Here is a 20,889-nt window from a genome sequence, read left to right as displayed (position 1 = left end):
TCCATGGGTGACGAGATCGGCGCAGTCTATCTGCGTCGATCATGACGGAAAAGCGTCTTCAAAGCGCTCACCGCGCATAGGCCAACTTCATCAGCTAAAGATCGCCCGGTCCTGCTCCACGGCATCCTGCAGGAATTGCACGACAGCCCGCACGCGCACGAGTTCCCGCGCGCTCTCATGGAAGGTCGTCCAGTAGGCTCGTCGGAGCGTGATATCAGGCAGGACGCGCACGAGGCTTTCGTGCTGCCGCGCGATATAGCTGTGCAGGATACCGATGCCGGCGCCCGCAAGCACCGCCTCCGTCTGGCCGATCGCAGACGAGATCTCGAAACCCGCGTTCCAGTCGCGCATCACCTCGCCGGTGTAGTTCAGCGAAGGGGTGAAGATCAGGTCCTCGACATAGCCGATCCGGCGATGGGCCTTGAGTTCCTCTGGCGTTGCCGGCAAGCCGTTCGCTTCGACATAACCCTTCGAGGCATAGAGGCCGAGCGTATAGTCGACGAGCTTCGACGAAACGAGCCGCCCCTGATCCGGCCGCTCCAGCGTCACGGCAATATCCGCCTCGCGCTGTGACAGCGAGAAGGAGCGCGGCACCGGCACAAGCTGGATCTTCAGCTCCGGATGCCGCTCGATCAGCGCACCCAGCCGCGAGGCGAGGAAGAAGACGCCGAAACCATCGGGTGCGCCGATGCGGACCGTGCCGGCAACTTGCGTATCGGTGCGCCCGAGCCGCGCCTGCACCTCCAGCATTTCCGTTTCCATGCGCTCGGCGGAGGCGAGAAAGGCTTCGCCCTCGGCGGTCAACTCGCAGCCATTCGTGCGGCGGATGAAGAGCCGCGTCTTCAGCGCCGTTTCCAGCGCCGTCAGCCGGCGCGAAAGCGTGGCGTGGTTCAGGCCCAGACGTCTGGAGGCCGCCAGGATCTGGCCCGTGCGCGCCACGGCCAGAAAGATGCGAACGTCATCCCAGTTCATGCCAAGGCCTCCTCCGTTCCGCGTGTCCAGGCCTCATGTGTCGAAGCCATGTGCGCCGGGGCTCAATCCCAGCATGTCCATCCGCCTGTCGAAGTCGCCGGCGATGTCCGAGAGCTTCAGCGTCGCAAACCGCGAGAGCAACAGCGCCTCCGCCTCGCGCCGCGCATCCTCGAGTGCTTCATTGACCGATATCTCGACGAGACAACCCGCATGGTCAGACGCGCTGACGAGGCAGAAGAGTTCCGGCCGCTCAAGTGCTTCATAGACATCGAGGAGACTGATCTGGTCCAGGCTCCTGGTGAGCTTCCAGCCCCCGCCATGGCCTTTCTCGGACTGCACATAGCCGCGTTCGCGCAAGCCCGCCATCGTCCGGCGAACGACCACGGGATTGGTGTTGAGCATCTTGGCTATCATCTCCGACGTTGCAGCTTCCTTCCGGCGTCCGAGATGGATCAGCACATGCAGCATGCGGGACAAGCGGCTATCCCCGCGCATCGGCATTCCTTCCATTGTTTAACGCATGCGTAGCGCAGACGACGTCATGCAACAAGTCGAGTGACATGACTTGACGAGGGTTCTTCATGTAACTTAATAAGATACATAACAGCAGAGGTTACATGAAAGGGCTTTCCCGTGAAATTTGATGCCGTCGTCGTGGGTGGAAGTTTCGCCGGTCTCTCGGCCGCCATGCAGCTCACCCGCACCCGTCGCAACATCCTGCTGATCGATGCCGGGAGGCCGCGCAACCGCTTTGCAGAAGCCTCCCATGGCTTCCTCGGTCAGGACGGAGTGGCACCGTCGGAGATCCGCCGCCGTGCTTTGGAGCAACTTTCCCACTATCCGAACTTCACGCTTCTGGAAGGGGAGGCTGAGAGAGCCGAACGCCGCCTGGGCGGGTTCAGAGTCGGCCTGGCCGATGGCCGTGTCACAGAGGCGCAGGTGCTCGTCCTTGCTGTCGGTGTCAGCGATACGCTCCCGTCGATCCCGGGCCTTGCCGAGCGCTGGGGCCGCACGGTCCTGCATTGCCCTTATTGCCACGGCTATGAGATCGGCGGTGGCCCGATCGGCATCCTCGCCTCGTCACCACTCGCGGCCCATCAGGGCGGGCTTCTGCCGGATTGGGGCCGGACGACCATGTTCGTCGAACCCGGCGTCACGTTCGAGGAAGAGCAGCAGGCCATGCTCATCGCCCGTGGTGTCACGATTGAGACGGAACGCGTGGTGGAGCTGATTGGCGAAGGGCGGAGCCTCGATGCCGTTCGCCTGGCAGACGGACGGAGTGTGGAAGTGAATGCCCTCTTTGCCCAATCAAAAGTGTCCATCGCCTCGCCGTTGGCAGCGCAACTCGGCCTGGAACTGGAAGAGGGGCCGCAAGGCTTTCACATCAAGGTCCAGATGGGTTGCTCCAGCGAGCCGGGCGTCTTTGCAGCCGGCGACGCGGCAAGTCCCATGCACAATGCAACGCTCGCCAGCGCATCGGGCGTGATGGCCGGGATTTCCGCCCATCGTGCCTTGATCGAGGCATCCCTTTGGAAGTGAAGAAACCACCTTGCTTCAATCTGCGCACAACAGATGCGTAAATCATCGCGTTGATTTGTGGAAATCAAAGCGCATACTGCCTCCATAACAATTCAGGAGGAAACCCATGTATCAGGTTGGTCATTTCATCGGCGGCAAGCATGTCGCCGGCACCTCGGGTCGCAAGCAGCCGATCTACAATCCGGCCACCGGCGAAGTGCAGGGCGAAGTCTCGCTCGCCAGCGCCGAAGAGCTGAACGCAGCCGTCGAGAACGCCAAGGCCGCGCAGATCAAGTGGGCCGCCACCAACCCGCAGCGCCGCGCCCGCGTCTTCATGAAGTACGTCCAGCTTCTGAACGACAATATGGATGCACTTGCTGAAATCCTGTCGCGCGAACACGGCAAGACCATCGAAGACGCCAAGGGTGATATCATCCGTGGCCTGGAAGTCTGCGAATTCGTTATCGGCATCCCGCATCTGTCGAAGAGCGAATTCACCGAAGGCGCCGGCCCCAACATCGACATGTATTCCATCCGCCAGGCTGTCGGCATCGGCGCCGGTATCACGCCGTTCAACTTCCCGGCCATGATCCCGATGTGGATGTTTGCGCCTGCCATCGCCTGCGGCAACGCCTTCATCCTGAAGCCTTCGGAGCGCGATCCGTCCGTTCCGATCCGCCTTGCCGAACTGATGATCGAAGCGGGCCTTCCGTCCGGCATTTTGAACGTCGTCAACGGCGATAAGTCGGCTGTCGACGGCATCCTGACGCATGCCGATATCTCGGCCGTCTCCTTCGTCGGCTCCACCCCGATCGCCCGTTACGTCTATGGGACCGCTGCGATGAACGGCAAGCGCGCCCAGTGCTTCGGTGGCGCCAAGAACCACATGATCATCATGCCGGATGCCGACCTCGACCAGGCCGCTCAGGCGCTGATGGGCGCCGGCTACGGCTCGGCCGGCGAGCGCTGCATGGCGATCTCCGTGGCCGTTCCGGTCGGCGAAGAGACGGCGAACCGCCTGATCGAAAAGCTGACCCCGATGGTCGAATCCCTGCGCATCGGCCCGTACACCGACGACAAGGCCGATCTCGGCCCTGTCATCACCAAGGAAGCCCAGGCGCGCATTCGCGGCCTGATCGACAGTGGCGTCGAAGCCGGCGCCAAGCTCGTCGTCGATGGTCGCGACTTCAAGCTCCAGGGCTACGAGGATGGCTATTTCGTCGGCGGCTGCCTGTTCGACAACGTCACGCCTGATATGGACATCTACAAGACCGAAATCTTCGGACCTGTCCTCTCGGTCGTCCGCGCCAAGACCTATGAAGAAGCCCTCGACCTGCCGATGAAGCACGAATACGGCAATGGCGTCGCGATCTACACCCGCGACGGCGACGCCGCCCGTGACTTCGCCAGCCGCATCAACATCGGCATGGTCGGCATCAACGTGCCGATCCCGGTTCCGCTCGCCTACCACTCCTTCGGTGGCTGGAAGTCCTCGTCCTTCGGTGACCTGAACCAGCACGGCACGGACTCGATCAAGTTCTGGACCCGCACCAAGACGGTCACCAGCCGTTGGCCGTCCGGCATCAAGGACGGTGCCGAATTCGTCATGCCGACGATGAAGTAATCAAGCCAGGAGCTTGCTTCCATTCGCGCCACCCTGTCGAAAGGCAGGGTGGCGTTCTCTTGTCAGCATGAAACCGGCTGCTAAGCTTCTTCTTTGGGGAGGTCTGATCATGCGGCAGAAGAAGATTCACACCGGCGGCTGTCTTTGCAGAGCGGTGCGTTTCGAGGCCGATGCGCCGGCAGCCCGGCCCCATACCTGTTCCTGTAAGATGTGCCAGCGTCACACCGGAAGCCTGACCGCCATATGGGTCGAGTTTCCCCGCGAGGCCGTCCGCTGGGTCGGGCCATTAGGCAGCCCGTCCACATGGCGCTCCTCCGATATCTCATCGCGTGCCTTTTGTGGCACCTGCGGCTCCTCGATCGGCGCGATCGACGACCAGCCGACCGTCGCAATCCTGCTCGGCGCCTTCGATCGCACCAGCGCCGTGGATCTGCAGCCCACCTATCATTCCTATAAGGGTGCCAGGCCGAAATGGTGGTGCATCGAGATCCGCGAGACCTGATGCGTTGTTCCGGAGTGTCGCAGCGCACTTGAGTGCGTGGATGTCTCGTGATCAATGTGCCCCAGCGTGTCGCCGGGGATTGCGACGCGTTTGATTTGATTTCTGAGGGACACTTGATGCAACAAGCAGTTTTTGGCCGTGCGGACAATTTGCGTCGCGGCGAGTTTCGCGGCAGCGCCGGCGAGTATTTCGGGATCTGGATCGTCAATATCCTCCTGACGATCGTCACGGTCGGCATTTATTCGGCCTGGGCCAAGGTTCGCCGCAACCGCTATTTCTACGGCAATTCCTTTGTTGATGGTCACTCCTTCGACTACCACGCCCGCGGCCTGCAGATCTTCATCGGCCGCGCCATCGTTTTCGGCTACATCATCGCCTATAACGTGCTTCTGACATTCAGCCCGATTATCGGCGGCATCCTGGCGCTGCTGATGTTTTTCCTGCTTCCCTGGATCGTCATGCGCAGCCTGCGTTTCAACGCGCGTGTCACGAGCTATCGCAACATCCGCTTCGATTTCGTCGGCAAGACTTGGGGCGCGGTAATCGCCATCATTTTCGGCGGCATCGTCGCCTTCTTCTCGCTCGGCATCCTGGCGCCTTTCGCCAGTCGCTGGCTCTACCGCTACATCTTCAACAACTTGCGTTACGGCGATCGCGCCTTCGAGACTGACCCGAAGATCGGTGCGCTCTACCGCGTCTGGCTGCCGGCCTTCCTGCTGATGCTCGTTGGCGCGGCCGTCGGCGGGGCGATCGCGATGATCGCCTACTACAGCGCCGTCGGAGCGAGCGATGAGACCATGATCGATCTCGAGCTCCAAGTCGTTTTCGCCGTCTACGCCGCCCTGATCCCCGCGCTCTTGCTTTGGGGCATTGCCGCGATCTTCTATCGCATCGGCGTTCGCAACGTGGTGATGAATTCGGCTCGTTTTGATACCCGCCACACCCTGTTCTCGGATCTCGGCCGTATCCGCTATTTCTGGATCGTCATCTCCAACCTTGTGGTCACGATAGTCACGCTCAGCCTGATGCGGCCCTGGGCGGCTGTGCGCGAGCACCGCTATGTGATGGAGCATTCCGGCATCGTGGTCGATGGCGAGCTTGGCGATGTGGTAGCCTCCATGCAGAATTCCGGCTCGGCCGTCACGGCCGAATATCTCGATCTCGAAGGGTTCGACTTTGGCTTCTGACGACAAGCCCATCGCCTCCGGCCGCTGGCACCCGCCGGGCTCCAGCCGCGCCGAACCGGCCGTACTTCTGGGGGCGGACAAGACGCTCTATGTTCGCCTCGCCTCGGGCGGTGACCCGGTGTCTCTGGGGGATCTGGCCCGGACGGACATTTCCGCCCGGGTCGGCCGTATCCCGCGTCGGATCGCCTTTGCCGACGGTTCGCTGTTCGAAACCGAGGACAACGATGCTGTCGATCTGTGGTTGAAGAAACAAGGCAAGAGCGGTTTCGTCCACGAACTGGAGCGCTTTCATCCGCGCCTCATCGCCCTTGTGGTCGCGATTTTTCTATTTGCCGGGTTGATCTATCGCTATGCGGTTCCAGCCCTGGTCGAGGTCGCCGTTGTCGTGACGCCGCCGGCCGTGACGCAGTGGATGGCGAGCGGCACCTTGCTCTCCCTCGATCAGGCGATATTCGACGAAAGCAAGCTTCCGGACGCCCGGCAGACCGAAATACAGCAAGCCTTCAGCGAGGTCGCGACACTCTCATCTCGCGGGGTCGATGGCTACAACCTCAACTTCCGCCTGGGCGGGGTCATCGGTCCCAACGCCTTCGCGCTTCCAGATGGCACGCTCGTCATCACCGATGAGCTCATCGAACTGGCGGATGGCGACATGGACATGATCATCGGGGTGCTCGCGCATGAGATCGGTCACGTCGAGGAAGAGCATTCGCTGCGTCAGCTCTACCGCGCGGCCGGCATGGCCGGTTTGATCATGCTGATCGCGGGGGACGTTGGCGCTGCCGGCGAGGATATCCTGACCAATGGTGCTGCCCTGATGTCGCTCTCCCATTCCCGCGACGCGGAGAACGAGGCGGACCGCATCTCGGTGGAACTGATGGCGAAGGCGGGACGCGATCCGCGCGCGATCGGCCGTTTCTTTGCCCGCCTGGAGGAGAAACTCGGGCTCGACGGCGAATCCAGCTTCTTATCCACCCATCCGGGAACAGCGGAACGGCGCCAGGCGATCGACGATCACGCCAAGTCCATTGGAGCTGCGGGGCCCTAGTCGCCTTGGAATGAATGCCGAAATGCAAGAAGGGGCGGTCATGACCGCCCCTTCTGCTTTTGTTGGTTCTACCGAAGCTTACTGCGTCGCGCCGTCGTTCAGGCCAACCTTGTCGACCAGTTCCGACGCAGTCTTGCGGTTGGCGGCGATGTCGACGAGCGGCAGCGTATCGGCCTTGATCGCGCCGAAGCCGGCGACGATCTCGGAGGCCTTGGCGTTCGGTCCGACCGGGTATTCGAAGACCTGTTCGGCATAGATGGTCTGCGCTTCGTCCGAGGCCAGGAACTCCATCAGCTTGACGGCATTGTCCTTGTTCGGGGCGTTCTTGGTCAGCGCCATGCCGGAAATGTTGACATGGGTGCCGCGATCAGCCGCATTCGGGAAGAGAACCTTGACGGACTTGGCCCATTCCTTCTCTTCCGGCTCCTTCTCGTTGGTCTGCATCAGACCGAGGTAATAGGTGTTGGCGAGGCCGAGGTCGCATTCGCCGGCATGGATCGCCTTGGCCTGGGCGCGGTCATTGCCATCAGGCTTCTTGACCAGGTTCTGCTTCAGGCCGGCCAGCCACTTCTCGGTGTAGTCCGCACCGTGATGGGCGACCATCGAGGCGAACAGGCCGATATTGTAGGAGTGCTGGCCGTCGCGCATGCAGATGCGGCCCTTCCACTTGGGATCGGCAAGCTCTTCATAGGTGATTGCATCTTCGGAGACGCGGTCCTTGGAGGCATAGAGAACGCGACCACGGGTCGTCAGGCCGAACCAGTTGCCATCGGTATCGCGATACTGTGCCGGGATCTGGCTGTTGATGCCTTCGTCGTTCAGCGGTTGGGTCACGCCGCCATCCTTGGCTTCCGTGAGACGCGCAATGTCGACCGTCAGGATGACGTCGGCCGGAGAGTTCGCACCCTCGGCGGTGATGCGCTCGACGAGGCCCTTGTCGAGGAAGAGCACATTCGTCTTGATCCCGGTTTCCTGGGTGAAGGCATCCATCAGCGGCTGGATGAGCTCCGGCTGGCGATAGGAATAGATGTTGACTTCGCCGTCGGCGAAAGCAGCGCCGGCCGAAAGAGCGAGCGCCGAGACGGCGCCAAGGGCGAGTGTGCGGGTATGTGTCATATAGGGCCTCCCTAGCGTGATTGTTGACCCGCATATTCATGAATTGAGATAAGCTGTCAATTGCACTCGACTTTAATCACAGACACGTGAGGCGAGAACTTGAGTGTTTTGGAATTGTTCAAAACTACAAAAGGCGCTATATAAGCCTCAACAAAACAGAGGAATCGTGCATGCGTTTGACAAAGCAGACTAATTACGCCGTGCGCATGCTGATGTATTGCGCCGCCAATTCCGATCAGTTGAGCCGCATTCCGGAAATCGCCAAGGCTTACGGTGTCTCGGAACTCTTCCTGTTCAAGATCCTGCAGCCCCTCAACAAGGCTGGGCTCGTCGAAACCGTGCGGGGCCGCAACGGTGGTGTGCGCCTTGGTCGCCCCGCTGAAAAGATCACGCTGTTCGATGTCGTGAAGGTCACCGAAGACAGCTTCGCCATGGCGGAATGTTTTGAGGACGACGGTGACGTCGATTGTCCTCTGATCGACAGCTGTGGCCTGAACTCGGCCCTGCGCCGGGCGCTAAATGCCTTCTTCGACGTGCTGTCGGAGTATACGATCGACGATCTGGTCAAGGCCCGCCCGCAGATCAACTTCCTGCTGGGCATAGATCATCTCGAGCCGCGCAACGTTCGGCGCGCTCCGGCCGCCTGAGAAAGCGTCCTGCCAAACTCTGGATCGACCCGCCGAAAGGCGGGTTTTTTCGTTTCATGAAAGGACTTTACCCCCATCTTGCTTCCTTACATCGCTCTGCTACGCTTACGTCCACGGCAGATTAAGTCTGCTTAATTGAGGCGCCGCGCAAACAGGGTGCTCGGGTGCAGGTCTCTGGGGGGGAGAGCATGTACGATTATGTCATCATCGGCGGCGGATCGGCAGGCTCGGTCCTTGCGGCGCGCCTGAGCGAGGATCCGTCCGTGACGGTATGCCTGCTGGAGGCCGGAGGCCGCGGAGACGGCATCTTCGCCCGGGTGCCGATAGCAGCTGCAGCCGTGATTCCGGGCTATGTCAGAAGCGCCAACTGGCTTTTCTCGACTGTGCCGCAAGCGGGGCTGAACGGTCGCCGGGGTTACCAGCCACGCGGTCGGGGTCTTGGCGGATCGAGCCTGATCAACGCCATGCTCTACGTGCGCGGCCATGCACGGGATTATGACGAATGGGCAGCACTCGGCTGCGAGGGCTGGTCCTGGAACGAGGTGCTGCCCTGGTTTCGAAAGGCGGAGGACAATATTCGCGGTGTCGACGATCTGCACGGCCGCGGCGGCCCTCTGCAGGTCTGCGATCAGAACTGGACGCGCCCGATCAATCAGGCCTTTCTCAAGGCCTGCGAACAGAACGGACATCGGCAGAACGACGATTTCAACGGGCCGCGCCAGGAAGGCGCCGGCGTCTATCAGACGACCCAGTTCTGGAACGGACCGAAGCGTGGCGAGCGTTGCTCGGCAGCCGCGGCCTATCTGCACGACGTCATGACGCGCCGCAATCTCACCGTGATCACCGAGGCGCATGTATCGCGCATCATCGTCGAGCGGGGCAGGGCGGTCGGCGTCGCCTATCGTTTCGGCAAGGAGGAACGTGTCGTCCGGGCGGGCCGGGAAGTGCTGCTGTCGGCTGGCGCCCTCCAATCACCGCAAATCCTGATGCTGTCTGGCATCGGTCCTGCCGATCATCTGACGTCTCTCGGCATCAGCGTCGTGGCCGACAGTCCAGAGGTCGGCGGCAACCTGCAGGATCATCTGGATTACACGATGATCTTCCGCTCGCCCGACACCGACATGTTCGGAATGGGCCTGATGGCGACGCGTGACCTGATCCGGGCGGCGAATGAATGGCGCACCGAACGCATGGGGCATCTGAGATCGACCTTCGCGGAATCGGGTGCCTTCCTGAAAACGGACCCGGCCCTCGACCGGCCGGACATCCAGCTGCATTTCGTCGTCGCCATGGTCGACGACCATGTGCGCAAGATGCATTGGGGTCATGGCTATTCCTGCCATGTCTGCGTGCTGCGCCCCCATTCGCGCGGCACCGTCCGGCTGGCGAGCGCCGACCCGTCGGCGGCGCCGCTGATCGATCCCGCCTTCCTGTCCGACCCGCGCGATCTCGCGACCCTGCGCAAGGGCGCCCGCATGATGGCCGGGATCATGGCAGCCCCGGCATTCGACAAATATCGCGGGTCGGAACTCTACCCCGTCGGCCAGTCCGACGCGGAATTGGACGCTGCCATTCGCGCCCGGGCCGACACGATCTACCATCCCGTCGGCACCTGCCGCATGGGCTCCGATGACGCAGCGGTCGTCGATTCGGCTCTCAAGGTGAATGGCATCGAGGGATTGCGTGTCGTGGACGCTTCCGTCATGCCGCGCCTGCTCGGTGGCAATACGAATGCCTCTGTCATCATGATGGCCGAAAAGATCGCGGCGGCCATTCGGGTGGAGAGGCTTTCGGCAAGAGGCCAGCCAAGCAGCCGCGCCGAGGCGAGCAAGAGCGGATTGCATTTCGCCTGAACCTTCCTATTGTCGCGGCCCTTGGATGAGGGTGCTCGAGAGGAAAAGAATGCCGCAAGAGAATGCGCCGTCCGCTGCGCAGGCCGTGATCGTCATGGGCGTCAGCGGCTGCGGCAAGTCGTCGGTCGGTGAGGCGCTGGCAAAACGACTGGCGCTGCCCTTCATCGAAGGCGATGTGCTGCATCCGGAAAGCAATGTCGAGAAAATGGCCCGGGGAACGCCGCTGACCGATGAGGATCGCTGGCCCTGGCTGACAGTGATCGGCGAGCGCATGGCCGATGCCTTGGCGCGCGGCGAGGGGATCATCGTCTCCTGCTCCGCGCTGAAGAAGATCTACCGCGACCACCTTCGCGCCGCGACCGGTGGCCGACTCTCCTTCGTCTATCTCGACGGATCCCGTGAGCTGCTCGGCCGCCGCATGGGTGCCCGCACCGGTCATTTCATGCCGCTCGGCTTGCTCGACAGCCAGCTCGCCACGTTGGAAGTGCCGACCGGCGAGCCGGGCGTCGTCACTGTGTCCATCGATCAGCCCGTTGAAGGCATTGTCGCCGACGCGCTGAAGGGGCTCGCCGTCGAAGCCTGAGCCTCAGCCCTCGTAACCCATCAGCGGACCATAGAGCTCCGGGCGGCGATCACGGAAGAGGCCCCAGCTTGCCCTTTGCTTCGCAATGCCGTCGAGGTCGAAGGTTGCGGTCAACACGCTTTCCGTCTCCCGATCGGCCGCTGCCACCATCGCGCCCGTCTGGTCACAGATGAAGGACGAGCCGTAGAAGGTGAGCGAGGTACCCTTGCGGCCGTCTTCCCTGCCGATCCGGTTCGACGCAATAACCGGCATGATGTTTGCCGCCGCATGGCCCTGCATCACCCGCTGCCAGTGGCCGGAGCTGTCGATGCTTGCATCCTGCGGCTCCGAGCCGATCGCGGTCGGATAGAACAAGAGTTCCGCCCCTTGCAACGCCATGGCGCGAGCCGCCTCCGGGAACCACTGGTCCCAGCAGATGCCGACGCCGATCGCCGCGTGCCGGGTTTCCCAGACTTCGAAACCGGTATCGCCGGGCGAGAAGTAGAACTTCTCGGTATAGCCTGGACCATCGGGGATGTGGCTCTTGCGATAGATGCCGAGCACGTCGCCGGTCGCATCGATGATGGCAACACTGTTGAAGAAGGTCTGCCCGGCCTTTTCGAAGAAGCTGACGGGGATGACGACATTGAGCTCTTCGGCCAGCGCTGAAAAATGCTCGATCAGCGCATTGTCATGGGCGGGTTTTGCGAGATCGAAGAATTCCGCGATCTGGTCCTGGCAGAAATAGGGCGCCTCGAACAGTTCCTGGATCAGAACGATCTGCGCGCCCTTAGACGCAGCCTCGCGCACGAGCTTTTCGGCCCGGGCGATGTTGGCGGGCAGATCCCATGTGCAGGCCATCTGGGTAGCGGCGACGGTGACGGTGCGGGTCATATCTTCTCTCCTCACACGCCGAGCCGGTCGCGCATGCCGTAATACCAGGCACCGAGCGCCGTGAACGGCACACGGAACATGCGGCCGCCCGGGAAGGGATAGGCCTGCAGCGAGGACCATACGTCGAAGCGGCTCATCTGGCCGTGAACGGCCTCGCCCAGGATCTTGCCGAGCAGATGTGTCGTCGTCACCCCGTGGCCGCTATCGCCATGCGAGAAGTAGACGGTCTCGGACAGCTTGCCCATATGCGGGATGCGCGTCAGCGTCAGCGCGAAATTGCCGCTCCAGGCAAAGTCGATCTTCACGTCCTTCAGCTGCGGAAAGGTTTTCAGCATGTTCGGCCGGATGACGCCCGTCAGGTTCTTGGGGTCCTGACCGCCATAGCCGATGCCGCCACCATAAAGCAGGCGGTTGTCGGCGGTGCGGCGATAGTAGTCGAGTACGTAATTGGCATCCTCGACGCAGTAATTGGCCGGCAACAGTTCCTCGATCAGCTTGGCGTCCAGTGGCTCGGTCGCCATGACTTGGCTGGAAACCGGCATCATCTTCTCGGTCACCTTCGGCGCGATACCGGCCATATAGGCGTTGCCGCAGACGAGGATATGCTTGGCCTTGACGATGCCGCCTTCGGTGCAGACGAAGGGCTGCGGGCCGGTGTCGAGATGCACGACCTTGGACTTCTCAAAGATCTTTGCGCCCAGGCTTTCGGCCGCTGCGGCTTCGCCCAGCACCAGGTCGAGCGGCTGGATGTGTCCACCCTTGGTGTCGATCATGCCGCCGACATAACGATCGGCCTTCACATATTTTTCGACCTCCGACCTGGAGACCATTTCCAGCCCGTCATGGCCGTGCTTCTGCCAGTTGGCGCGCACCTCGCCCATTTCGCGGACCTGCTTGTCGGTAAAGGCCGCGAAGAAGCCGCCGTCGACGAGATCGCATTCGATGCCATATTTCGCCACGCGCTCGCGGATGATCCGGCCGCCTTCGAGCGACATCTCGCCCAGCCGATCCGCCCTGTCCTGGCCGTAGCGTTTGGCGATCGTTTCGAGATCACGGCTGTAGCCGTTGACGATCTGGCCCCCATTGCGGCCTGAGGCGCCAAAGCCGATGCGGTCGGCCTCGAGCACGATGACGGCATAGCCCTTTTCCGACAGCTCGAGCGCCGCCGAAATGCCGGTGAAGCCGGCGCCGATGATGCAGACATCGGCCATATGTTCGCCATCCAGCGCCGGGCGCACGCGCTTGTCGCGGGCCGAAGCTGCGTAGTAGGTGGCCGCATGGCCGGGATTGGGTCCGATCGACTTTTCCATGGATTTCACCTCACACGGTCCGGATATAGGCGTCGTATTCGACGTCGGTGACGCGCAGCGAGAACTCCGAGAGTTCCTGATACTTGCACGCGGAATAGAGGCTGCGGTATTTCGGCCCGAGCGCCGCGTAAGCGAAGCTCGACTTGGTGAAGCGCTGCAACGCGTAGTCCCAGTTGGTCGGCAGCGGCTCATGGTTGACGGCATGGTCGTCGCCGGAGATCGCCCCACCGGGGGAGAGCTTTTCCTTCATGCCGGCAAGCGCCGCCGAAAGGATCATCGCGAGCACGAGATAGGGATTGGTGTCGGATCCGGCGACACGATGTTCGATGCGGGTCGCCGGTTTCGACGCGGTGATGACGCGCACCGCCGCAGACCGGTTGTCGAAGCCCCAGGACGCATAGGTCGGCGCATGTTCGGAGGGGCGCAGGCGGCGGTAGGAGTTCTGGTGCGGGGCAAAGATCGCCATGCTCTCACCCATGTTCTCCAGAAGTCCGCCGACGGAATGGAAGAGCGCGTCGGACGGTCCGTCCTGACCCACGAAGATATTCTCGCCCTTCGCATTGAGGATCGAGAAATGCACATGCATGCCGCTGCCGGCCTGCATGCCATAGGGCTTGGCCATGAAGGTCGCGTCGAGATCATTGGCGCGGGCCACGCCTTTGACGATGCGCTTCAGGAGCACCGCATAGTCGGCCGCGGCGAGTGCGTCCGGCACATGGTTGAGGTTGATCTCGTACTGGCCGGGGCCGTTTTCACGCAATGTCGTGTCCGCCGGCACATTCTGGGCGCGCGCCGCCGTCGAAATGCCGTGAAAGACTTCTTCGAAGTCCTGCAGCTCGGAAATCGACAGAACCTGCGTCTGGCCGGTATGCCAGCGACCGTCTCGGGTGTTCGGCGGGCGCACCGGATCGAGCGCCGAGCGTACCGGGTCGATGAGGTAAAATTCGAGTTCGGTGGCGACGACAGGCGTCAACTTCGCGGCCTTGAAGCGGTCAATGACATGGCCGAGCACCTGGCGCGGGTCGGCATAGAAACTCTCGCCTTCCGGGGTGTACATCTGCAAGAGCACCTGCGCCGTCGGGCGCGACAGCCAGGTCACGCGGGAAAGCGTGCCAGGCACTGGGAAGCAGATGCCATCTGGATCGCCCGTACCTTCGGCGAGGCCCGCCGCATTCACGTCGCGGCCCCAGACGTCGAGCGCATAGACCGAGCGCGGCATCGCCATGCCCTTGGTCAAGACGTCGATGGCGCGCTCCCGCGGGATCCACTTGCCGCGCGGCACGCCGTTCACGTCGATGACGAATGCTTCGAGTACTTCAATATCGGGATTTGCCGCGAAGAATTCGCGGGCCTCTTCGGCCATGTCCATGGGTCACCGTGTGGCTGATGTCGTTCGGGTTTGAAGCACGCTGTAAAGCGCGGGCGGATTTCAATCCGCTAACGATAGACGCTTTTCGCGTTATGGATCAAACACCGGCGCATGCCACTGCCCGTCTCTTCCTGATCCCCTCGACCGGCGGCGTTCTGGCGACGCGTTCTTCGTTCCGGCCTGTTTCCACCGGGAAACAATTTGATCAAATTATGCGGAATGACTACCACCTCGGCGCCAAAAAGGCTAGCCCTCTGAGAAGGGGGCCAGAAAAGCTTAGGTTTTCAGGGGCGAAAACGCTCAGGACTCCAGGCCTTTGCGTCGAGGAAAGTCTTTTCCCCGTCCATCATTTCCGCGATCAGACGACCCGTGACCGGACCGAGCGTCAGACCATGATGGGCGTGGCCGAAGGCGAACCACATGCCCTCGTGGCGCGGCGCCTTGCCAATGACCGGCATCATGTCCGGCGTGCAGGGACGGGCACCCATCCAGGGCTCGGCATCGAGACGGTCGGCGAGCGGGAAGATCTCGCGCGCCACAGCCTCGGCGCGTGCGAGCTGCACCGGGGACTTCGGCGCGTCGCGATTGGCGAATTCCGCACCTGTCGTGAGGCGGATGCCTTTTTCCATCGGTGCCAGGAAATAGCCGCGCTCGGCATCCATGGTCCAGTTGTTGAGGACGGCATTGCCTTCGGGCGCGTAATGCATGTGGTAGCCGCGCTTGACGCCGAGCAGGAAGCGGTAGCCGAATTTGCGGGTGACTTCTTCCGACCAAGGCCCGAGGGCAAGCACCACATCGTCGCCCTCGACCATGCCGTCATCGGTCTTCACCTTCCAGCCGCGGCCGGACGCTCCGGTCCCGAGCGTCGTCGCATCGCCCTTGACGAAGCGTCCGCCGAGCGACTGGAAATAGGCGAGATAGGCCTTGGTCAGGCCTTGCGGGTCCGTGACCGACCACGGATCGTTCCACTTCAACCCGCCGACGAAATCACCGCGAATATGCGGCTCTTCCTTGGCCAGATCCTCGCGGCTCAGGGTCCGATAGCTGACGCCGTATTCGCGCGCCAGCCGCTCGGCTTCGGCAAGCTCGGAGTCGCGCTTGCCGGTGGTGCGGAAGATTTCCATCCAGCCGTCCTTGCGGATCAGGTTTTCGGCTTTGGCCGCCTGGATCAGATCCTGGTGCTCGGTGATCGAATTCTCGATCAGAGGCGCATAGGCCCGCGCGATCACCTGATGGCGGCTCTTGTTGGAATGCCACCAGTAACGCGACAGGAAGGGCACGAGCTTCAGCATTGCGCTTGCATGGTAATGCGCATCGATCCGGTTGTTGAAACCGTAGCGGATGAGCATGCTCAAGTCCTGCGGGAAACCATAGGGCACCACGCCTTCGCGCTGTATCAGGCCGGCATTGCCGAACGAGGTTTCCTCGCCGGCACCACGGCGATCCACCAGCACCACCGACCGGCCGCGACGGGCGAGATGAATGGCAGTGGAAACGCCGATGATACCGGCGCCGAGCACGATGGTGACCTTGGACATGAAAGTTGAATTCCTGACGGTGGGGATTACCGGCCAAGGATGCATTTCAGCCTGTTGCGGCGCAAACGAAAAATCGCCGCATTTGCCGCAATCCTCAAAATCCTTGGCCGGTGGCGAATCATGGCCTATGTCCGGTCGACGCAATGGCCGCCAGCGAAGGGAATGCGATGCGCCTGCTCATTCTTGGCTGTGCCTGGCTAATGGTTGCGATCGGCATCATCGGCGTGTTTCTGCCTGTCCTGCCGACGACCCCCTTCATGATCCTGGCCGCCGCCCTCTTCGCGCGCTCCTCGCCCCGTTTCGAGCAATGGCTGATAGACCACCCGCGCTACGGTCAGCCACTCATCGACTGGCGCCGGGAAGGCGCGATCTCGCGCAAGGCGAAAATTGCCTCGGTTTCCGCGATGGCGGCGAGCTTCGGGATCGTGTTGTTCTTCGGACCGCCGCAGATCTGGCTCAAGCTTCTGATCGGCGTCATCCTGCTTTGCTGCGCGGCCTTCGTGCTCAGCCGGCCTGCGCCAGGTCGGTGACGAAAGAGTGCTTGCGATCGGCAAGCAGCGAATGCGCGGTTGATAATTCGAGGATCTGGCGTGCCGATTGCGGCCGCCCGAAGAAATAGCCCTGACCTTCCTCGCAACCCATTGCCGTCAGCATTTCGCATTGCATCGCATCCTCGATGCCCTCGCAGACGACCTTGAGACCGAGCCCGTGCGCGAGCGCGCTCACAGCCTGAACGATGGCCTGTCCCGCCGGGTCGCTGACCATGTCGCGGATGAAGGACTGGTCGATCTTCAGCTTGTCGAGCGGCAGTTGCGAGATGTAGCTGAGCGAGGAGTATCCGGTGCCGAAGTCGTCAAGCGCGATCGTCACCCCGAGATCGCGCAGCGCGTCGAGCTTTAGGAACAGTTCGTCGGATTGTTCGAGGAAAATGGATTCGGTGATCTCGACATGCAATCGATGGGGCGCAAGCCCTGTGGTTCGCAGCGCGGTGCGGATGTCGGCCAGAAGATCGCCGCGCTGGAACTGCACCGGAGAAATGTTGACGGCAACACTGACATGCGCCGGCCAGTCGGTCGCCGCGCGACAGGCTTCCTTGAACATCTGCTGCCCGAGATCGCAGATGAAGCCGTTGGCTTCCGCGATCCCGATGAATTCACCCGGCGAGATCATGCCGAGCTTGGGATGTTGCCAGCGCATGAGGGCCTCCGCGCCGACCAGCCGACCGGTCGAGAGCGCGACCTGGGGCTGGTACAGCAGGAAGAACTGTCCTTGTTCGAGGGCGCCGCGCATTTCTGCCTCGACCAAGCGCGACCGGGCGCGGCGCAGCCCCGAGGCGGGGTCGTAGGCGCGCCAGCCACTGCCGCCGACACGTTTGGTCTCGATCAGCGCGAATTCTGCCGCCTCGATCCACTTGCCTGGATCGCCCTCTTCATCCGACCCGTTGCAGGCACCAACCCGCGCATTGATCTGGATCTTGATCCCGTCCACGCCGAAGGGCTGTTCGAAGAGGGCGAGCAGTTCTTCCGCGCGCTCTTCCAGTCCGTCGCTGGTCTCGGTGCCGGGGACGGCGAGACAGAGTACGTCGCCTGCGACACGCGCGGCGAGGCCTTTCAGGCCCGCATGTTGCCGAAGTCTGGCGGCCACCACCTTGAGGACGCTGTCGCCCTTTTCGCGCCCGAGCGTTTCATTCAGATGGCCGAACCGGTGCAAATCGATCGCAAAGACGGTGAAACCGCTTGCTGCCGCTGCCATCGCTTCGGTGAGACCGCGCCGCGTGAGCAGACCGGTGAGATCGTCTACCCGCGTCATCTCTTCGAGCTTTGTCTCATAGAGCCGCCGCGCGGTCACATCGCGCAGCGTCAGGCAGACCACATGTGATCCGACTGAGGAGAGCCCTTGGCCTCCGCGATTTTCGAACAGTGACATGGTGATGACGACGTCGAGATGCCGCGGCCCCTCAGTGCTGTCGACACTGATCTCCAATTGCTCGCTGTGCGCGCGAACGGGGTCCGCCAGATGCACCGTCTGCAGATGCAAAACCGCATTGAGGATCGCGGCGGGCACGAAACTGGCCAGGTGAGTGCCTCGGGCGACGGGTTGTTCGAGTTCCAGCACGTCCGTCGTCGTCCGGCTGGCGTCGAGCAGGGTCAGCTTCTGGTCGAGCACGATGACCGGATCAACGCTGTCGTTGATCACCCGCTTCAACACGCGGCGAATATTGCGGTTCTCCGCGATCGCGAGTTCCGCGAGCCAGCCGTTGAGGCCGATCTTCTCGGCCATAAGCATGAAAAGCCCGAAGGCCAGTAGCAGCCACAGAGTTGCTGTATCGAGGACCACGGCATCGTGCTTGTAGAGAAGGAATGCGGCCACCTCGCCAATCGTAAAGAGCGTGAAGGATGCCACGAGCGGGACTGCCAGCGACAGGCGGTGCAGGGCGAGTGTATAGGCGATCATCAACGCTGCCAGGAACAGGGCAATAGGCTGGATCGGCAGCGGCTTCAGCAATCTGTCCTGCACCAGTGTTTCAGTCGCCAGCACATGCAGCATGGGGCCGCTCAGGATACCGTAAACCGGGACGGCGAAGAGGTCCTTCAGCTCCGAGGCGTAGGCGCCCACGACGATCGATTTGCCCTGCAGGCTTTGCATGTCGGCAGTGCCAGTGAGGACATCGGCGACCGATAGTATCGGCACTGTCTCGGGACGGATGGAGAAATCAATCTCCAGACGCCCGGTGCGTGCATCGCTGTAGCCAGCGAGTACCGCGGGCGCGGACTGGGTAGGCACGCCGTCGATCAGGTCCATGACAGGGAAAGAGCGCATCAGGCCGTCGCCGTCGAGCGCGACATCAACGAGTGCCGGCCAGGAATTAGCGGCGAAAAGCGGGATCGGTGCCGTCAGTGTCAATGGACCGGCGGACTGCGCCCCGAACTGCTGCCGGAACATCGGCAGGATCACACCACCCCCGGCATCGGCGAGAGCCTTGGCGAGCCTGGCATCACTGTCGGGATTGGAGGGTGTGCTGAAATCGATGTCGAGAAAGATGTCGCGCGCGCCTGCGGCCGTCAGTCTGTCGATCAGCTGCGCATGCACATCGCGTGGCCATGGCCAGGTTCCGACCTGCGTCAGGCTCTTCTTGTCGATCGCAACGAAGACAAACTCCCCCGTCGCGCTGCGCGGAGCTGCCGTGGCTCGAAATTCCACCAGTTCATCGTCGAGATGCTCAACCGCAGAAAGCGAGGGTAAAATAAAGGGCAGCGCCATGATCAAGGCGATCATGGCGAGCCTGACGGAGACCAGTGACGACAGGCTGCTGCGCGATGATCTCACATCAGCCGTCATGGATGGCCCAGATCTGCTTGCCTTTCGGTCGGCAGGCCTCAGTCATTGCCTTTACCCTTGCCGCCACCGTTACCGCCACCGTTACCGCCGCCGTTACCGCCGCCGTTGCCGCCGCCGTTACCGCCACCATTGCCGCCACCGTTACCGCCGCCGTTGCCACCACCGTTGCCACCACCGTTGCCGCCACCGTTGCCGGCTCCACCGCCGTTGCCTTTGCCCGTGCCGCCAGGACCCTTGCCGTTGTCGCTCGATGCGCTCATGCTGCCCTTGTTGGAAGCCTTGCCGGGAGCTTTCTCCGCCTTCTTGTCCTTTGCGGCGTCGCGGTCAGACGTTGGCGCGTCCTTGAGGGCCCGAACCGGCGCGGCAGAAGGCGTGACCCGCGTAATTGAGGGTTTTTGAGAAACGCCGGCAACGCTCATGCCGGATAGATCGACGCTGGCACGCTGGCCGGCGCCGAGATCGCTCCGTTCGCCGCTGCGAAAGCTGGTCACCTGTACCAGTCCACGATTGACGGAGACGGCTGCATTGGTCTTCCCGACCTTGACGGTGAAGCGCGTTCCCTTGACGACGGCAGCCAGGAACGGTGTCTGCACCGTCGTGTGCGGCCGCTGCCGTTTCTCGATTTCGAGACTGATTTCGCCGACCTGTTGCACGACGTCGGTCTTGCGGCTCTGATTGCTGCCGCGCGTAGTGATCGAGGCGAGTGTATTGGGCTTGAAAGCGATGCTTTCGGCGCCGCGCACCAGTTGCAGGCGGCCGCGCGGACCCGTCGAGATCCATGCCCTGTTGGGAACCGCCATGCCCTTGCGGAGCGGAAGCCAAGTCTCTTTGTCGATCGTATACCGCACCTGATCGGTCGCTCTGGCTGCCGTCCATGCCTCGCTGGCTGCCGAAGCTGGGGCGGAGATAAAGGCGACGGCAAGACAGAGGAAAGCGGCAATGATCAGGCGCATTTTGGGTTCTCCCGTAGGAGGCTAATTGAGCATACCTTTCTTAAGAATCCGCTGAATCGAATGGGTTGTTTTTGTCATATGTGTCGCTATTCGGCAGTTACTTTTTCATAACCATTGGAGCTATCGGCAAAGCGACAGCCAAAACACGCCGGAAAAGGTGATGACCGTCGAGACGAGGGCGGCGAGGTGTACCATGCAGGCGATTTTTACCAGGATTTGCGCCTGTCCCGTCGCAACGTGGCCATGGATGCTGCCATACCGATAGAGCCCGGCCAGCAGCGCGACGGCGAGGATGAACAAGCCTGTCAGCGACAATCGGAGCAGGGAGAGAGGCCCGATCGCGATCCCGTCCCAGCCCAGCCGGCACCCGGTCGCCTGGGTGGCATAAAGTGCAAGGAAGGCGATCGACCAGACGACGAAGCCGGCCAGGATCAACACGAAGGGCGAGACACGCATC

19 protein-coding genes are annotated in these 20,889 nt (G+C 62.1%); 9 read left to right on the top strand and 10 right to left on the bottom strand.

Translation table 11 applies throughout. The features are described from left to right. Positions 1–90: 90 nt before the first annotated feature. Entirely contained in the window at positions 91–972 is an 882-nt protein-coding gene (locus E9677_RS02610; protein ID WP_136556531.1) for a LysR family transcriptional regulator, read from the bottom strand. Between the two features lie 33 nt (positions 973–1,005). Next, positions 1,006–1,467 carry an Rrf2 family transcriptional regulator gene (locus E9677_RS02605; RefSeq protein WP_136556530.1) on the bottom strand — a complete coding sequence of 154 codons (462 nt, stop codon included), beginning with the start codon at positions 1,465–1,467 and terminating at the stop codon, positions 1,006–1,008. 138 nt (positions 1,468–1,605) lie between these two features. Between E9677_RS02605 and E9677_RS02600 the strand changes: the two genes are divergently transcribed. The 5 genes from E9677_RS02600 to E9677_RS02580 all read left to right on the top strand — a co-directional run bounded on the left by E9677_RS02600 (position 1,606) and on the right by E9677_RS02580 (position 6,851). Further along, positions 1,606–2,511: an NAD(P)/FAD-dependent oxidoreductase gene (locus tag E9677_RS02600; RefSeq protein ID WP_136556529.1), complete on the top strand. Its 906-nt coding sequence runs from the start codon at positions 1,606–1,608 to the stop codon at positions 2,509–2,511. A gap of 106 nt (positions 2,512–2,617) precedes the next feature. Continuing rightward, positions 2,618–4,114 carry a CoA-acylating methylmalonate-semialdehyde dehydrogenase gene (locus E9677_RS02595; protein ID WP_136556528.1) on the top strand — a complete coding sequence of 499 codons (1,497 nt, stop codon included), beginning with the start codon at positions 2,618–2,620 and terminating at the stop codon, positions 4,112–4,114. Positions 4,115–4,223: 109 nt separating this feature from the next. Continuing rightward, a complete protein-coding gene (locus E9677_RS02590; RefSeq protein ID WP_136556527.1) occupies positions 4,224–4,616 on the top strand; it encodes a GFA family protein in 393 nt (130 codons plus the stop codon). 116 nt (positions 4,617–4,732) lie between these two features. After that, positions 4,733–5,803 carry a YjgN family protein gene (locus E9677_RS02585; protein WP_136556526.1) on the top strand — a complete coding sequence of 357 codons (1,071 nt, stop codon included), beginning with the start codon at positions 4,733–4,735 and terminating at the stop codon, positions 5,801–5,803. After that, positions 5,793–6,851: a M48 family metallopeptidase gene (locus tag E9677_RS02580; protein ID WP_136556525.1), complete on the top strand. Its 1,059-nt coding sequence runs from the start codon at positions 5,793–5,795 to the stop codon at positions 6,849–6,851. The genes E9677_RS02585 and E9677_RS02580 overlap by 11 nt, the downstream gene beginning before the upstream one ends. 78 nt (positions 6,852–6,929) lie before the next feature. On the opposite strand, the gene E9677_RS02575 is transcribed toward E9677_RS02580, so the two are convergent. Continuing rightward, positions 6,930–7,967 (bottom strand): Fe(3+) ABC transporter substrate-binding protein, encoded by a 1,038-nt coding sequence (locus E9677_RS02575; protein ID WP_136556524.1) that lies wholly within the window; start codon positions 7,965–7,967, stop codon positions 6,930–6,932. Between the two features lie 170 nt (positions 7,968–8,137). Here E9677_RS02575 and rirA point away from each other — a divergent pair, with 170 nt between their 5' ends. From rirA to E9677_RS02560, 3 genes are all read left to right on the top strand, one after another. Beyond that, on the top strand, positions 8,138–8,614 hold the full coding sequence (gene rirA / locus E9677_RS02570; protein WP_136556523.1) for an iron-responsive transcriptional regulator RirA: 477 nt from the start codon (positions 8,138–8,140) through the stop codon (positions 8,612–8,614). A 188-nt stretch (positions 8,615–8,802) separates the two neighbouring features. Further along, the gene (locus E9677_RS02565) at positions 8,803–10,467 is read left to right on the top strand and encodes a GMC family oxidoreductase (protein WP_136556522.1); all 1,665 of its coding nucleotides are present in this window, start codon (positions 8,803–8,805) and stop codon (positions 10,465–10,467) included. Positions 10,468–10,516: 49 nt separating this feature from the next. Then, a complete protein-coding gene (locus tag E9677_RS02560; RefSeq protein WP_136556521.1) occupies positions 10,517–11,050 on the top strand; it encodes a gluconokinase in 534 nt (177 codons plus the stop codon). A gap of 3 nt (positions 11,051–11,053) precedes the next feature. Here the strand turns inward: E9677_RS02560 and aguB are convergent, their stop codons facing one another. The 4 genes from aguB to E9677_RS02540 form a co-directional block, all read right to left on the bottom strand. Further along, positions 11,054–11,923: an N-carbamoylputrescine amidase gene (aguB, locus tag E9677_RS02555; protein ID WP_136556520.1), complete on the bottom strand. Its 870-nt coding sequence runs from the start codon at positions 11,921–11,923 to the stop codon at positions 11,054–11,056. An 11-nt stretch (positions 11,924–11,934) separates the two neighbouring features. After that, positions 11,935–13,233 (bottom strand): NAD(P)/FAD-dependent oxidoreductase, encoded by a 1,299-nt coding sequence (locus E9677_RS02550; RefSeq protein ID WP_136556519.1) that lies wholly within the window; start codon positions 13,231–13,233, stop codon positions 11,935–11,937. 10 nt (positions 13,234–13,243) lie between these two features. Beyond that, complete coding sequence (locus tag E9677_RS02545; RefSeq protein ID WP_136556518.1) at positions 13,244–14,602, bottom strand: glutamine synthetase family protein; 1,359 nt, start codon at positions 14,600–14,602, stop codon at positions 13,244–13,246. Positions 14,603–14,886: 284 nt separating this feature from the next. After that, the gene (locus E9677_RS02540) at positions 14,887–16,140 is read right to left on the bottom strand and encodes an NAD(P)/FAD-dependent oxidoreductase (protein WP_136556517.1); all 1,254 of its coding nucleotides are present in this window, start codon (positions 16,138–16,140) and stop codon (positions 14,887–14,889) included. A gap of 167 nt (positions 16,141–16,307) precedes the next feature. On the opposite strand from E9677_RS02540, the gene E9677_RS02535 reads away from it, so the two are divergent. Next, on the top strand, positions 16,308–16,670 hold the full coding sequence (locus E9677_RS02535) for a YbaN family protein (RefSeq protein ID WP_136556516.1): 363 nt from the start codon (positions 16,308–16,310) through the stop codon (positions 16,668–16,670). Here E9677_RS02535 and E9677_RS02530 read toward each other — a convergent pair. The 3 genes from E9677_RS02530 to E9677_RS02520 all read right to left on the bottom strand — a co-directional run bounded on the left by E9677_RS02530 (position 16,645) and on the right by E9677_RS02520 (position 20,888). Further along, positions 16,645–19,479 carry an EAL domain-containing protein gene (locus E9677_RS02530; RefSeq protein ID WP_136556515.1) on the bottom strand — a complete coding sequence of 945 codons (2,835 nt, stop codon included), beginning with the start codon at positions 19,477–19,479 and terminating at the stop codon, positions 16,645–16,647. The two genes, E9677_RS02535 and E9677_RS02530, sit on opposite strands and share 26 nt — an antisense overlap. Positions 19,480–19,517: 38 nt before the next feature. Further along, positions 19,518–20,432 carry a FecR domain-containing protein gene (locus tag E9677_RS02525; protein ID WP_136556514.1) on the bottom strand — a complete coding sequence of 305 codons (915 nt, stop codon included), beginning with the start codon at positions 20,430–20,432 and terminating at the stop codon, positions 19,518–19,520. A 120-nt stretch (positions 20,433–20,552) separates the two neighbouring features. Next, complete coding sequence (locus E9677_RS02520; RefSeq protein WP_136556513.1) at positions 20,553–20,888, bottom strand: hypothetical protein; 336 nt, start codon at positions 20,886–20,888, stop codon at positions 20,553–20,555. Between the last annotated feature and the right edge of the window lies 1 nt (position 20,889).

The organism is Peteryoungia rhizophila, from assembly GCF_004912145.1.
GTDB lineage: Bacteria > Pseudomonadota > Alphaproteobacteria > Rhizobiales > Rhizobiaceae > Allorhizobium > Allorhizobium rhizophilum.
This window is presented reverse-complemented; position numbering and strand designations above follow the sequence as displayed.

Coding starts and splice junctions, on each gene's coding strand:
- E9677_RS02610 (WP_136556531.1), bottom strand. CDS start 972: ATGAACTGGGATGACGTTCGCATCTTTCTGGCCGTGGCGCGCACGGGC.
- E9677_RS02605 (WP_136556530.1), bottom strand. CDS start 1,467: ATGCGCGGGGATAGCCGCTTGTCCCGCATGCTGCATGTGCTGATCCAT.
- E9677_RS02595 (WP_136556528.1), top strand. CDS start 2,618: ATGTATCAGGTTGGTCATTTCATCGGCGGCAAGCATGTCGCCGGCACC.
- E9677_RS02590 (WP_136556527.1), top strand. CDS start 4,224: ATGCGGCAGAAGAAGATTCACACCGGCGGCTGTCTTTGCAGAGCGGTG.
- E9677_RS02585 (WP_136556526.1), top strand. CDS start 4,733: ATGCAACAAGCAGTTTTTGGCCGTGCGGACAATTTGCGTCGCGGCGAG.
- E9677_RS02575 (WP_136556524.1), bottom strand. CDS start 7,967: ATGACACATACCCGCACACTCGCCCTTGGCGCCGTCTCGGCGCTCGCT.
- rirA (WP_136556523.1), top strand. CDS start 8,138: ATGCGTTTGACAAAGCAGACTAATTACGCCGTGCGCATGCTGATGTAT.
- E9677_RS02565 (WP_136556522.1), top strand. CDS start 8,803: ATGTACGATTATGTCATCATCGGCGGCGGATCGGCAGGCTCGGTCCTT.
- E9677_RS02560 (WP_136556521.1), top strand. CDS start 10,517: ATGCCGCAAGAGAATGCGCCGTCCGCTGCGCAGGCCGTGATCGTCATG.
- aguB (WP_136556520.1), bottom strand. CDS start 11,923: ATGACCCGCACCGTCACCGTCGCCGCTACCCAGATGGCCTGCACATGG.
- E9677_RS02550 (WP_136556519.1), bottom strand. CDS start 13,233: ATGGAAAAGTCGATCGGACCCAATCCCGGCCATGCGGCCACCTACTAC.
- E9677_RS02545 (WP_136556518.1), bottom strand. CDS start 14,602: ATGGACATGGCCGAAGAGGCCCGCGAATTCTTCGCGGCAAATCCCGAT.
- E9677_RS02540 (WP_136556517.1), bottom strand. CDS start 16,140: ATGTCCAAGGTCACCATCGTGCTCGGCGCCGGTATCATCGGCGTTTCC.
- E9677_RS02535 (WP_136556516.1), top strand. CDS start 16,308: ATGCGCCTGCTCATTCTTGGCTGTGCCTGGCTAATGGTTGCGATCGGC.
- E9677_RS02530 (WP_136556515.1), bottom strand. CDS start 19,479: ATGACGGCTGATGTGAGATCATCGCGCAGCAGCCTGTCGTCACTGGTC.
- E9677_RS02525 (WP_136556514.1), bottom strand. CDS start 20,432: ATGCGCCTGATCATTGCCGCTTTCCTCTGTCTTGCCGTCGCCTTTATC.
- E9677_RS02520 (WP_136556513.1), bottom strand. CDS start 20,888: ATGCGTGTCTCGCCCTTCGTGTTGATCCTGGCCGGCTTCGTCGTCTGG.